11 protein-coding genes are annotated in these 13,825 nt (G+C 48.6%); 3 read left to right on the forward strand and 8 right to left on the reverse strand.

All coding sequences use genetic code 11. The features are described 5' to 3' along the window. Positions 1-39: 39 nt before the first annotated feature. The 6 genes from EDC56_RS07885 to EDC56_RS07910 all read right to left on the reverse strand — a co-directional run bounded on the left by EDC56_RS07885 (position 40) and on the right by EDC56_RS07910 (position 6,081). Positions 40-1,164 carry a helix-turn-helix transcriptional regulator gene (locus EDC56_RS07885; RefSeq protein ID WP_148059353.1) on the reverse strand — a complete coding sequence of 375 codons (1,125 nt, stop codon included), beginning with the start codon at positions 1,162-1,164 and terminating at the stop codon, positions 40-42. Between the two features lie 247 nt (positions 1,165-1,411). Beyond that, positions 1,412-2,440, reverse strand: a complete 1,029-nt coding sequence (dmpG, locus tag EDC56_RS07890) for a 4-hydroxy-2-oxovalerate aldolase (RefSeq protein WP_123712002.1) — start codon at positions 2,438-2,440, stop codon at positions 1,412-1,414. Between the two features lie 15 nt (positions 2,441-2,455). Continuing rightward, complete coding sequence (locus EDC56_RS07895; protein ID WP_123712003.1) at positions 2,456-3,370, reverse strand: acetaldehyde dehydrogenase (acetylating); 915 nt, start codon at positions 3,368-3,370, stop codon at positions 2,456-2,458. Between the two features lie 96 nt (positions 3,371-3,466). Continuing rightward, positions 3,467-4,252, reverse strand: coding sequence for a fumarylacetoacetate hydrolase family protein (locus EDC56_RS07900; RefSeq protein ID WP_123712004.1), 786 nt, complete (start codon positions 4,250-4,252; stop codon positions 3,467-3,469). Between the two features lie 66 nt (positions 4,253-4,318). Then, the gene (locus tag EDC56_RS07905; protein WP_123712005.1) at positions 4,319-5,152 is read right to left on the reverse strand and encodes an alpha/beta fold hydrolase; all 834 of its coding nucleotides are present in this window, start codon (positions 5,150-5,152) and stop codon (positions 4,319-4,321) included. Between the two features lie 65 nt (positions 5,153-5,217). Beyond that, positions 5,218-6,081, reverse strand: coding sequence for an SDR family NAD(P)-dependent oxidoreductase (locus EDC56_RS07910; RefSeq protein WP_123712006.1), 864 nt, complete (start codon positions 6,079-6,081; stop codon positions 5,218-5,220). Positions 6,082-6,392: 311 nt separating this feature from the next. Here EDC56_RS07910 and EDC56_RS07915 point away from each other — a divergent pair, with 311 nt between their 5' ends. Both EDC56_RS07915 and EDC56_RS07920 read left to right on the forward strand, forming a co-directional pair. Further along, entirely contained in the window at positions 6,393-8,357 is a 1,965-nt protein-coding gene (locus tag EDC56_RS07915; RefSeq protein ID WP_123712007.1) for a pyrroloquinoline quinone-dependent dehydrogenase, read from the forward strand. A gap of 103 nt (positions 8,358-8,460) precedes the next feature. After that, positions 8,461-9,879 (forward strand): aldehyde dehydrogenase family protein, encoded by a 1,419-nt coding sequence (locus tag EDC56_RS07920; RefSeq protein ID WP_123712008.1) that lies wholly within the window; start codon positions 8,461-8,463, stop codon positions 9,877-9,879. A 57-nt stretch (positions 9,880-9,936) separates the two neighbouring features. Here the strand turns inward: EDC56_RS07920 and EDC56_RS07925 are convergent, their stop codons facing one another. Then, positions 9,937-11,244, reverse strand: a complete 1,308-nt coding sequence (locus EDC56_RS07925; RefSeq protein WP_123712009.1) for a HAMP domain-containing sensor histidine kinase — start codon at positions 11,242-11,244, stop codon at positions 9,937-9,939. Then, positions 11,234-11,905 carry a response regulator transcription factor gene (locus EDC56_RS07930; protein ID WP_123712010.1) on the reverse strand — a complete coding sequence of 224 codons (672 nt, stop codon included), beginning with the start codon at positions 11,903-11,905 and terminating at the stop codon, positions 11,234-11,236. Before EDC56_RS07930 ends, EDC56_RS07925 begins: the two co-directional genes overlap by 11 nt. Positions 11,906-12,107: 202 nt before the next feature. On the opposite strand from EDC56_RS07930, the gene cptA reads away from it, so the two are divergent. Further along, complete coding sequence (gene cptA, locus EDC56_RS07935; RefSeq protein ID WP_162844125.1) at positions 12,108-13,814, forward strand: phosphoethanolamine transferase CptA; 1,707 nt, start codon at positions 12,108-12,110, stop codon at positions 13,812-13,814. Positions 13,815-13,825 lie beyond the last annotated feature (11 nt).

The following is a 13,825-nucleotide window of genomic DNA, read 5'->3' on the forward strand; positions in this document are numbered from 1 at the left end:
GTTGGCGGGCTTTTTTTTTACCTAGCACTACCCTACACATTAATACCCATCCTCACTCACTGGCCCAACACTCTTCAGTATTAACTGTATAAGCTTGGTCTGCCGAGTCACTCCTGTCTTCGAAAAAACAGCACTCAGATGCGACTTCGTCGTGTTTCTCGATACCCCAAGCTCTTCAGAGGCCTCATCCAGCGTCAAACCATTAGCCAGCAACATTGATAGCGCTGCCTCGGAGGGAGTAAAACCGAATAGTGTTGCCAAAGCCGACGTAGGTGCTTTTCTGCGATGCTGAGGATCACTAACAAAAAGTGCAACACAGGGCTGGTTGGCGCTTGGGGAGGTACTACACGGTAATGAGCGAAGCTGTATGGCAAGCCTCAAAGCACCTGGAGCATATTCCGTTTTAAACACTTCTGATGCCACTGCTCGCCCTGACACATGCCGCTCGATCAAGCGCGCGACTAGCTGTTGTAACTGCCTATTCTCTTCGCTTCGCTCTAAGCAAAGCTTACCATGCCTTAATGACAGGCCATTGCTCTCGGTAAAAAGTCTCTTCGCAGCCTCGTTGTAACGTATTACTTCTGCCTTTTCACTCAGTATAATAACGCCCAAAGCCATCTCGCCCATCGCCTCACTATAGAGGCAGCTCTCCATTTCCGCGCCCTGTAACCTCATATAAATCTCTACTGCTTGTCGTAAATGCGGCAACAGCATCTCCAACAAATACCGTTCTCTATGAGCAAAATTTAACGCTCCCTCATTTCTTGTAATTCGCAAGCGAACATCGACACCGTCTGCGAGTGAGAAATCAAAGCCCATTATCTGTTCAATTTTTAGCGGCTGCATGTATTCGGTGTAATAACGGCTCGACTTAAAACCAGCCATATCAACATGCTCCTCTATACTAACTACCTTTCCTTCGGGTAAATTAACAAACGGGTCAAGAGCATAGTAATTATTGTTATAGGCGAGAACATCGTCAGGATCTGTCACAAAAGCATTTAACACAAACCCTCTATCACTTTTGCTAGGTGGCTTTAATAATAAAGTAGCAAAGCTAGCATCAACACACTGACGCAACTCTACTAAAAATAATTCCCAACGGTTTTCATCAAGTACCCCCGCATAAATTGACCGTATTAAAGCCTCGGGTAAAACAACCATTTCCACTCCTAACAACTTGACAGCAATGCCTTCGGCCACTAGGTGAGCAGCATAAAGCCTCAACTTACTGCTACAACACAATCACCAAGCCAAACATGCTGCTACAAAAAATGACGAGACTGCAAGAATGAAGCTAGCAACCACTTAACTACAGATATATACAAGAAATTAGTACCCAATATAGAAACAAAAAACGACGCCATATAGGCGCCGTTATTCAATCAACCGTAACATCAACCATCCCAGATTAGATCAGGCCTTTCTCACGAGCCATATCGAGCGCCAGATCTTCAATCATATCTTCCTGTCCACCGACCGTACCACGACGACCAAGCTCAACTAGAATATCACGGGCTGGAACGCCATATTTGATACTAGCGCGCTTGGCAAATAATAAGAAAGATGAGTAGACACCGGCATAGCCCAAGGTCAACGCATCTCTATCTAAACGGATAGGCTGATCCATCATTGGCACTACAATATCTTCTGCAACATCCATAATTTTATAAAGATCAATGCCTGTTTCGACCTGTAACCTTTCTGTCGTCGCAATCAGCACTTCTAACGGCGTATTACCTGCACCGGCTCCCAGGCCAGCAACCGAACCATCTATACGATTGGCGCCGGCTTCTATCGCCGCTAGCGAGTTCATCACACCGAGAGACAGGTTGTGGTGGCCATGAAAACCCAGCTCTGTTGCGGGATCAAGAGCGGCACGGGCCGCCGAAATACGCGCCGTCACATCATGCGGCATCATATAACCCGCTGAGTCAGTAATATACACACAGTTGGCACCATAGCTCTCCAGCAACTTAAGCTGCTCGACTAAAGCATCAGGTTCAATCATATGCGTCATCATCAAGAAGCCCACGGTATCTAGGCCCATTTCACGCCCCATACCAATGTGCTGCTCAGTCACGTCCGCTTCACTACAATGAGTGGCTACGCGGATACTACTAATACCACAATCCGCAGCCATCTTCAGATGATCGACAGTACCGATACCGGGCAACAATAACGCAGATACCTTGGTGTTTTTAACAGCACCAACGACGGCACGAAGATACTCTTCATCACTTGCTGCGGGGAAACCATAATTGACCGAACGGCCACCGAGGCCATCACCATGAGTAACTTCGATCATCGGCACACCTGCCTCGTCTAACGCCTTGGCTACCGTCACCATCTCATCAATGCTGATCTGATGCTGTTTGGCATGCATGCCATCACGCAAGCACATATCGTGGATGGTAACTTTCTTACCTGCAATATTCATTCTGGCTTCTCCTGCTTACGCTTTAGTGGGCTCGAGCACCATACGGCCCGCTAGTATTTCTTCCGCATACATCTCTGCTGTGCGCAGACCGGCAGCGGTCATGATATCGAGGTTACCGGCATACTTTGGCAGGAAGTCTCCTAGACCTTCGACCTCCATATAAATAGAAACACGATTTCCATCAAACACTGGACCATTTTTTAACTTATAACCCGGTACATATTTCTGCACCTCTTCGATCATGCTGTGCACTGACGCAATGATCGCCTCTTGATCAGGCTCTTCGGCCGTCAAACAGTGGATCGTGTCGCGCATGATCAGCGGTGGCTCTGCGGGGTTGATGATAATAATCGCCTTACCTTCTTTCGCTCCACCGACCTTCTCAATAGCTCCGGCTGTCGTGCGAGTAAACTCATCAATATTCTTACGCGTACCCGGGCCCGCCGATTTAGAGGAGACCGTTGCAACTATTTCGCCGTATTCGACAGGCTGAACTTGGCTCACCGCCGCAACCATAGGAATTGTTGCCTGCCCACCACAGGTCACCATGTTCACGTTCATCGCCTTAGCAGAGACAGCTTCTTTTAAATTAACCGGCGGAATACAGTAAGGACCAATAGCGGCAGGCGTGAGATCAATCATCAGCGCGCCCAGCTCATTGACCTTGCGCGAGTTCTCCGCATGCACATAAGCACTAGTAGCATCGAAACAGATCTGCACGCCATCGGCCTTCATCTCCTCCAACATACCGTCAACACCCTTAGCCGTTGTCTTCAGCCCTAACTCTCGGGCGCGCGCGAGCCCCGGTGAGTCCTCAACAACGCCAACCATCCATACAGGTTCAATCAAGTCTGAGCGCAACGCCTTAATTAATAAGTCGGTGCCGATATTACCGGGACCAATAATGGCCGCTTTGATTTTATTACTCATAGTCGTTCTCTTTATTATCGATTACGCTTGCTGTGCTATTCACTGGCCAACAACTTATCAAGCCAGAAAGCACTATATTTACATACTTGCTTCAAGCTAGACGAAGGAGACCTCACAACTCCCCACTCCCTCTAACTCTAATTTCATCTCATCACCTGGCCCTACATTCTCCAACGGCACCAACGAACCCGATAAAATCAAGTCGCCTGCATCGAAGGTAATACCAAACTGACCGAGGGTGTTAGCGAGCCAAGCTACGGCAGTCAGGGGGTTTCCTTGAACAGCACTACCCATACCTTCACTGAGTAACGCACCATTCTTGTAGACTTTCATCTGCAAGTTAGGAAGGTCTAGCGTCTTTGGGTCAACCTCACTCTCACCGATAGTAAAGACACCGCAAGAAGCGTTATCGGCGACGGTGTCTTGAATCTTAATTTGCCAATCTTGAATACGTGAATCGACAATCTCAAAACAAGGCATCACACATTCTGTTGCCTCCAACACGTCTGCTTCAGTGACCCCTGGGCCAACTAAAGCCTTCTTCAGCCTGAAGGCGATTTCCCCTTCAGCACGTGGCGCAATAAGGTTGCCAGCGACAGGGATGGCGGCACCGTTGGGGTAGTGCATTTTGTCGGTGAGAAAGCCAAAGTCCGGCTGATTAACGCCCAGCATGTCTTGCACCACCTTGCTGGTCACACCAATTTTCTTACCAATGATTTTCTCTCCCGCCTCGACACGACGAGCCACCATACGCAGCGAGATATGATAAGCGTCGTCAATCGTAATATCGTCGTAACGATCAGTGAATGGACTCAACGTGCGCTGATGGCTCAACGCCTCGTACAACTCATCACCCAATTGCTCAATTAATGCCTTTTCCATCTTTTTTACCTTTTATTATATCTACACCAACGCTATACCGTACCTTCCTATCGAACTATGCGATCGCTAGTCATTCTCCAGAAAGTCAATCAGAGTACGATTGAAATAGTCTACATGCTCGACCATCACCCAGTGACCACACTCAGAAACCATCGTCATTCTTATATTTTTAATACCCTTCGCCAGCGTCATAAAACCACTTTCCGGCATCATGATCTCATTACCGCCCCAAAGACCTAATACCGGGCAACTAATCTCTCCAAGGCGAGACGCCATATTCGGCACCACCATCGTCTTAATCACCTGAGGGTTTTGCGTCTGCATCACTGCCCAGCGCTCCTGCACCAGCTCATCGGTGACGACAGTTTGTTGATGAACCAGCGCCTGAGAGATAAAATTGCGCATAACCGCTGGGGTCACCGGTTCTGGCGACATGAATGTCTCACGCATGATCTTCATCCCCGGCATGGTGAAGTAATCCGTCTGCTCTTCAATACCACCGGGCGCCATCAGCAACATACGTTCGACATGCTGCGGATAATCTAAAGCGTATTTTAGCGCAATGGCGCCACCGAGAGAGTTCCCCACTAGCGTATAACGATCGAGGCCTAAGTCATCGAGGTTCAACTTCACGCATTCAACAAAAAAGTCGAGGTGATAATCAACATCTTCCGGCTTATCGGAGAGGCCGTAACCAATTAAATCAGGGACAATAACCCGATACCCCTGATCTGCCACCACCTGATAGTTCAGTTTGAAATTACTGTGGCCACTGGCACCGGACCCTGAACCATGCAAAAACACCACTACCGGCCCCTGGCCTATATCGAGGTAATGAATACGTTGACCGTTGGCAAGATCGCTATAGCTCCCCTCGGGTAAATAGTCTTTTACATTCATCGATTGCTCCGCTCTATATCTATTGTTCGTTATTGTTGTCTTAATTATTTCTTTGAATAGTGCGCTTATTCAACCACGGCATCACTGAACACCGTAGGCTCACCGAACATAGCGGCATTGGATAGCGGCTGCTTGCCCCCGAGATCCTGCACACCGTATTCAAGCGCCAGCTCAGCGGCAACATGGACCGCCCCCGACTTCGCCATAAAGTCTTTATCATTGGCAATCGCATCGATCACACGACCACTAAACTCAGGAGACTCGGCAATATCCAGCATGCCACCATAGAGATCCGGCTCTGTGGCAATCAGAGCCAGCGTTCTCTCTGTTGTAATCAGCCCCATCCAAAGTGACAGACAAGCAACATTATAGGGCCTAAAGTCATGGGCCATGTCGTGTGCCATTTTATCAACTCCGGCCTTACCCGCTCCGTACGCTGGCCCATGCATGTAACACTTGGCGCCAAAGGACGAAGTATTAATAATAAGTCCCTCTCCATTGGCAACTAGCAAAGGGGCGGCATAATACGAAGCGACATAACTTGAGCGCATCCCCACATCGGTAATATCAATCAACTGCAGACTTTTCTGCCAAAATGGCCCCGGCTTAACTAAATCGTCAGGCACACTGAGCGCATTATTAACCAAGATATCAAGCCGCCCCTGCTCCCTTTCTACCTGAGCGAAAAGTGCTTCGACTTGCTTATCATCTCCGTGATCACAAACGACAGCAATGCCTTGGCCACCACGTCGAGTACACTCTTCCGCGGTTGCATAAATTGTACCCGGTAAGGCCGCGTCCCCCTCCTGCTGACTGCGTCCTGTGACATAAACTGTTGCACCAGTGGCGGCGAGCGCTAAGGCTATCCCCTTTCCCACTCCGCGACTCGCACCCGTCACTACAACTACGCGATTATGCTGTAAAGACATGATTATTATTCTCTATGCGTATTTACGATCACTTATCGTAACGAGATGCGACACCTTTAGATAGACTCAAATGGATTAGAAAAAGGTAATTAAAAGCCGCTTCTCACCCTCTTTCGCTGAGGATTTTAACAGCGTGAAGCAGTGAGACTTTTTGCTTAGGGCCTGTCTTCTAGTCACAACTCTTATATAGCCTTTATGGCAATCCATAGCCACCAACTTCACTGTCGCCACAAGACGCTTTATCATGACCTTATGATTCGCGTGATCGCTTAAAAAAATAACTTATAATAAATCTCGTCAGGAAATACCCCATGAAATGGCCCGCCTTATCACTGCAGCCAACAGCCCCCTCTATATTTTTGCTCTGTCTTCTCATCAACGCCTGTAGCTCACCCTCTATGCCTATTGATTACAATAGCAAGACGAATAACTGGCCGCACTATGGTGGCTCTCAAAGTACAGACCAACACAGCCCCCTCACGCAGATCAACCGAGATAACATTGGGCGACTCGAGCTGGCTTGGAGTTATCAGCTTCCAGCCATGTCTAGTATCGTAACAGTAGAGCAGTCTATCGAGCAGAAAGACAGACGCTATCAAGCGCAACCCCTGGTCGTCAACGATACATTGTACGCCTGCGCTATCACAGGTTACATCGTAGCGTTAAACCCATTAACAGGTCTTGAGAAGTGGCGTATTGATGTCAACGCCAACAGCACTCAACCACAACCTTTACGCTGTCGCAGCCTCGGCTACTGGCAAGCCCGCGAAAGAATCGAGGGCACGATCCACTGCCAACGGCGACTCTTCTTTACCACACCACACAATCAGCTCCAAGCTGTTGATGCCGACAACGGCCAAGCTTGTAGTGGCTTCGGCAACAGGGGATCTATCGATCTCAACGACGGTATTGATGCTCGTGACAAAGTCCGTTATCAGGTGAAGTCTATCGGCATCGTCGTCAAGGGTTTGATCATTGTCGGTTCCGCTATCGCCGATAATATCAGTACCGACGCTCCCAGCGGTGTGGTTCGCGCCTACGACACCAGCAGCGGAAAACTCGTTTGGGCCTGGGATGCCAGCCCCTCGAGCAAGAGCAACAGTACTCGCTATCAAAACGCCAGCGTCAATAGCTGGGGGCCGATGTCAGCTGATGCTGAACTCGGCCTAGTCTATATTCCCACTGGTAACCCAAGCCCCGATCTCTTCGGAGGTCAGCGAGACGGCGCCGACCACTATGGTTCCTCCGTGGTCGCCCTAGACTTAAACGACGGTAGCGTGCGCTGGCACTTTCAGGCGGTACACCACGATGTCTGGGATTACGACGTTGCTGCTGCACCGGCACTGTTCCAAAACCCGGCTATTGGCCAGGGCAAAAAAGGCTTAGCCCTCTCCAGCAAAACGGGTAATATCTTTCTACTCGACCGAGCCACCGGCGAGCCGCTCTACCCTGTAGAAGAGCGCGCGGTCCCGCAACTAGGCGTTATCGGTGAGCAGCTTGCAGCCACCCAACCCTTTGCCACTCATCCCACCACAATACACCCACAATCCCTCGATGCGTGGGGATTTACCCCATTCGATCGAGCAGATTGCCAAAAAAAGATCAACCACCTTCGCTGGCAAGGGCCGTTCACACCACCTAGCCTAGAAGGGAGTATCAGTTTTCCCGGCGCTTCCGGTGGCATTAACTGGGGCGGAGCGGCCATCGATAGTCAAAACGGCATCCTTTTGGTCAACCAAACCATCATGCCCTGGGTTATCAAGCTCATCCCACGCCAACAGCTAGCACAATATGACGCTGCAAATTACCCCTTTCCCAGCCAATTGTTTACGATGCAGGGCACCCCCTACGGCGCGCTACGCTACCCACTGCTCTCTGCTGCTGGCGCACCTTGCAGCGAACCGCCGTGGGGAACTCTTACTGCCATTGACCTCGTCAGCGGCAAACAGCTATGGCAACGTCCACTCGGCACTACACGTGATCAAGCACCATGGCCACTCTGGCTCGAGCTCGGCACCCCGAATCTCGGCGGCGTCATTACGACGGCCGGAGGTATCGCCTTCGCCACAGGAAGCACCGACCATTTTCTACGTGCCTTTGATATTCAAAGTGGTGAAGAAGTATGGCGGCGGCGCAGTTCTGGAACGGTAATGGCTGTACCGATGACTTTCCGACTAGATCGTACACAAAAACAGTATGTTGTTTTCGCCATTAGCGGCGATGAAAAGAAGGCAGAGCCATTTAAGCTTGTCGCCTACACGTTAGCCACAGATTAACAATAAGCTTCACCTCTAAAGACGATGTGATTTTATTTCACCAAGGACACACTGATAGATAGGAACAGCAAAAAATATACTCCCCCGGTCAAAAAGGATTGCTATGACCACTCTCGAACCAGAAATCACCAGTATGGCCGCTCCGATTGTTGCGCAACTTCGCCAGCACTTCCAACAAGGTGTCGCCCGCAGCTATGAGTGGCGACTCGCGCAGCTACAAGCCATCGTCAAGCTACTCGATGATAAAGAAGAGGAGCTAATGACGGCCCTGATGGCAGACTCAGGCAAGGCAGAATTTACCGCCTACGCTGGCGATATTGTTTTTGTCCGCGGCGAAGCCAAGCATGCCATGAAGCAACTTAAGCAATGGATGAAGCCGAGAAAAACTGCCACACCCATTTATCTACAGCCCGGTAAATCTTATGTGCGCCCGGAACCTCTCGGCGTCATACTCATTATTGGCGCCTGGAATTTCCCCATCCACCTGACTCTTGGCCCACTGGTTGGCGCTATTGCTGCCGGCAATACCGTTTTAATTAAGCCTTCTGAGGTTTCGCCAAAAGTAGCGGCCTTTCTCACAAAGTATGTACCGCAATATTTACATACAGACTCGGTTAAAGTGTTAGAGGGAGGCATCGAGGAAACAACTGATATTCTCGCGCAGCGTTTCGATAAAATACTCTACACAGGCAATAGCCATGTCGCCAAGATTGTCTCGGCTGCAGCGGCCAAACATCTGACACCTGTAACACTAGAACTCGGCGGCAAGAACCCCACGGTAGTCCGTGCCGACGCTAACCTAGCCGTTTCTGCCCATCGAATTATTGAGTCGAAATTTGCTAACAATGCCGGACAAGTCTGTGTCGCCCCCGACTACCTGTTAGTGCACGACACAATCTATGAAGAGTTCTTACTGTTATTAAAACAGGCCGTTGTCGACTTTTTTGGTGATCACCCTATCGACAGTAACGTCTGGTCAAGAATTATCAACCCGAGCCATGTACAGCGCCTGAAGAAAATGCTTGTTAGCGGCGAGACCTTTCACGGTGGTGACGTCATCGAAGAGGAGAACTACATTGGTCCGACACTGTTGATTAACTGCCGTGATGATGATCCGGTAATGCTAGAGGAAATTTTCGGCCCTATTTTACCCGTTTTCAGCTATAAAAATGACCGAGAGGCGATCAAGCGCATAAACCAGCGAGAACATCCTCTTGCGCTCTACATCTATACAGAAGATCGTCAGGCTGCCAACAATATTCTCGATGCCTGTAACTCTGGGGGAAGCTGCATCAACGCCTGCACTATCCAAGCAGGCAACCATAACCTACCTTTTGGCGGAGTCGGTTATTCTGGTTCGCAAGCCTATCACGGCCAGTATAGCTTCGATAACATGAGCCATCTCCGTGCTGTCATCGACAAATCAACGAAAGTAGATCCTGCCGGGAATTACCCTCCCTTTAAGGAAAAAGAGATCGCTCTACGGAAGAAAATCACCCGCTGGCTGCTTTCGGGAACATAGTGCTTTCGGTTAAATAAGCCTTCTAGTATAACCACAACAGCGGGCAACGCACTCAGCTTACGCGGAGTCGTTGCCCGGAAAGTTACCTTCACTAAGGCTTACTGTAAACGAGGTACCTCCTAAGGTATTGCTCTGGTAGTCCAAGCGCCAACCATAGAGGTCACAGACTCTTCTCGCGATCGACAAGCCCAGCCCAAAGCCTTCGCTTCTACCGCTATTATTGGCCTGACGAAACGCATGATAAAGCTGCCCTTGGTCAATCTCGCTAATACCCACACCGCTGTCTGACACCACCCAGTAATCATTATAGAAATCAATCCGAACCTCACCCTGCAGAGTATAATTAAGGGCATTCTTTAGCAGGTTATTCAGTACAATCATCGTTGTACCCTCTGGCACCTTCTGCGTTATCGAGCAGTGATTCTCTAGGGAAAACTTCAGTTCCTTAGTTTCAACTAAGGGTCGCCATTTATAGTCAAGCTGATCAATCACAGTTTCTAGATCCGTCTCGATTGGCTCTGTGCCGTCATCGTAATTATGCTTTAAGAGCAGTAAGAAAGTTGACGACAGATCATCAACCTCTGCACATGCATCACGAATAGTGCGTAACTTTGCCTCTTGGTAAGCAGATAAGCCACCGACTTCCTCTAACATCTCCACACTAGTCGCGATAACCATTAGAGGGGTCTTCAACTCATGACTGACATCAGCATTGAATAACTGCTCCCGAGCCAAACTCTCATCGTATTGGGTAATTAATGAATCGAACGAGCGGGCCAAGCGCCCCACCTCATCATTAGCATTACCCTCATGGAGAACTATCGAGCTATCTTGTCCTCGCATTTTTTCACTCACCGCCTTATCCAGCTTGCTGATAGGCCTGATAATCGAGGCTGATAACCAGCGTGCAATCATCCAGCTGAGCAATACACAGCCTAGATAAAGGGCGTAAATAATATAATAAAATAGGCTTTCAACATCCTCGAAGTTGCCTTGATCCATGACTAAATAGTATACCTCAGCGCTCCTCTGCTTCTTATAGACATAGTAGTCTCGATCAGAACGCTCTAGCTCTGATAGACCATAGGGAAACTGGCCTAATGATGGCGGTACGTTGGCCGATGTATAGACCTCTAATTCGGATTGACCGTAATCCACACCAGAGACGTTATCGATCAAAGGGCGCTCCTTCGCCAAGCTAGTCCGGAGATATAAGTTCATCTCGCGTGTAATCAGCGTGTTCTCCACCACGTGTACCGACACGTAAATAGAGAGAGCAAATATACCGGATATAATGGCCACCAACGAGACCAAGGAGAAAATCAAGCGGTTCGATATCGACAGCTTACTCCACCTACTCTTCATTGATACAAAACCCCACGCCTCTAATCGTCTTTATTAAAGGCCTACCAAACGGTTTATCTACCTCTTTACGGAGCAAGTGTAAGTGACTTCGCAGGCTATCACTATCGGGATGCTCATCGCCCCAAACCGCTTGCATCAGAGCCTCTCGACTCACCACAGAAGGGCTATTCTTCATTAACTGCTCAAGTATTCTAAAGCCAATCTTATTTAGCGAAATATCTATACCAGCTCGACTGACTTTAAAGGTGTTCCTATTCAAAAACAGTTCGCCTACTGTAATCGTATCATCCACAACATTCCCACCACGTTTTAGCACCGCCTTCACTCTGGCGTGTAGCTCTGCTAGAGAAAAGGGCTTCACTAGATAATCATCGGCGCCGGCCTCAAACCCCCTTAGACGATCGGCCACTTCCCCCCGGGCCGTTAGCATAATCACCGGAATCGATAACTGACAATCCGTTCTAATTTTAGTCAGCAACTCAAAACCATCGAGACCAGGGATCATCACATCCAGTAAAACCAAAGCATAACTATTCGTAGAAAGAAGATGTAGTGCGGTAAAAGCATCTGAGGCAAAATCAACGCTATACCCCTTCATCGAAAGGTAATCAGCAATATTGAGCTGAATCTCAACGTTGTCTTCAACAATCAAAATACTCACAAATACGTTCCTAGTTATGTGTTACAGAGACAATAATGACATCATTGACAGTAGTTCACCATCAGAAGCCGCTAGTCGATAACTTATCCCGCTCAATGTCAATTATTTGACACTCCCTTCACATTCATTTGACCTTGTTTTGACTGCATGTATGGATAATAGATCCACTCATCGACCACAGAGAAAAGTAGAGGGCCGCTACGTGAGCAAACTATTGAACCCACAACAACAAACTTTAATGAAGACCTATGGCACTCTGTTAGCCTTCTTTCTGTTGGCAACTATCCCCTATCAAGCCTGTGTTTTCTTTTCCGGACAAACCTCAATAGGCCAGTTTCTTACCGCTATCGGCCTCAGTGCTATCTGGATTATTCCCGTTTACTTTGCCCCCGTCATCACTAAGCCTTACTGTGCAATAATGGGCGGGCTGTTTACTCTGTTATCCGCACTCAAACTCTCCTACTTCATGCTCTATGGCACGGCGATCACCCAATCAACCCTTTTTATCGCCTTCGACTCCAACAGTCACGAGGGTTCTGAGTTTATCATCAGTTATCTGCGCTGGTGGATCCCTCTATTAACCTTAGGCTATATTGTCGTAATGACGTTACTCTGGCGCAAGATTGAGCGACCTCAAGGCGTCAAGGGTGAGCGCCCCTATCTTATCTTCAGCCTTATTATACTATTGTCATTTTCTCTGCCGATCATCCACAAAGGGCTCAAGGATGGAGGTACCAGTGCTGCGAGCTTTAAACGTTTTCATAAGAGGCTAGGCTTTGCCACACCATTTACTATCCCGACCAGTTACTTAGCCTACCGTCAACAGCTAAGCAATATGGAAGCATTAATCGACCATGCGGATACGGTTCCCCCCGTAAAAGATCTTGTCGATACAGAGGCGGATAAAGCAAAAACAGTTGTCTTGGTAATCGGTGAATCGACAGACCGCCACCGTATGGGGCTGTATGGCTATAGCCGTAACACCAACCCAGAACTGAATAAGATCAAAGGACAGCTGGATATATTCAATAATGTTTATACGGCTCGCCCCTATACGATTGAGACGCTCGAACAAGTCTTAAGCTTCGCCGATGAGCGTCACCCAAACCTCTATATGAAACAGCCAACGCTGATCGCGATGATGAAACAGGCTGGCTACAAAACTTTCTGGATAACGAACCAGCAAACATTAACCCAGCGTAACACCATGCTCACTTTCTTCTCACAACAAGCTGATGAGCAGGCCTACCTCAACAACAACGATAAACAGAATCTCGCTAGTTACGATGAGAAGGTTCTACTCCCCTTTAAAAAAGCACTACAAGACACCGCAAAGAAAAAGCTCATTGTTGTGCATTTGCTGGGAACACACAGAGACTATAAATACCGCTATACTGCACCGTTTGATCACTTTCAATCGAAGCAGGGTATAACGACAAGCGTTGCGCTCAACAAAGATCAAGTGAAAACCTATAATCAATACGACAATGCCGTGCTATATAATGACTGGTTGTTATCACAATTGATCAATGATTATAAAACGACATCACCCTATGGCATGTTGGTCTATTTTTCCGACCATGGCGAAGAAGTCTACGATTACCGCTCATATGAGGGACGAGATGAGAGCAACCCCTCGGAATATATGTACAGCATCCCCTTCTTCGTCTGGCGCTCACCCTCTTGGAAAGCCGCCCACCCAGCCGACTGGCACGCCTATCAAGACCGCCTCTACAGCAGCCAACATTTCATCTCTACCTTCAGTGATATGATCGGGCTACGCTTCAAGGGTCAGCGCTTTGACCGCTCACTCATCAGCCCTCATTATAAGCCCTCGGAAGTGCTGGTCGGAAACCCCAACGCACCGAGCACACTCCGAGATATCAGGCGCCAGCCTCTACCGGGATAAGCTTAAAGCAA

Source organism: Sinobacterium caligoides (assembly GCF_003752585.1).
Taxonomy (GTDB): Bacteria; Pseudomonadota; Gammaproteobacteria; order Pseudomonadales; family Sinobacteriaceae; genus Sinobacterium; species Sinobacterium caligoides.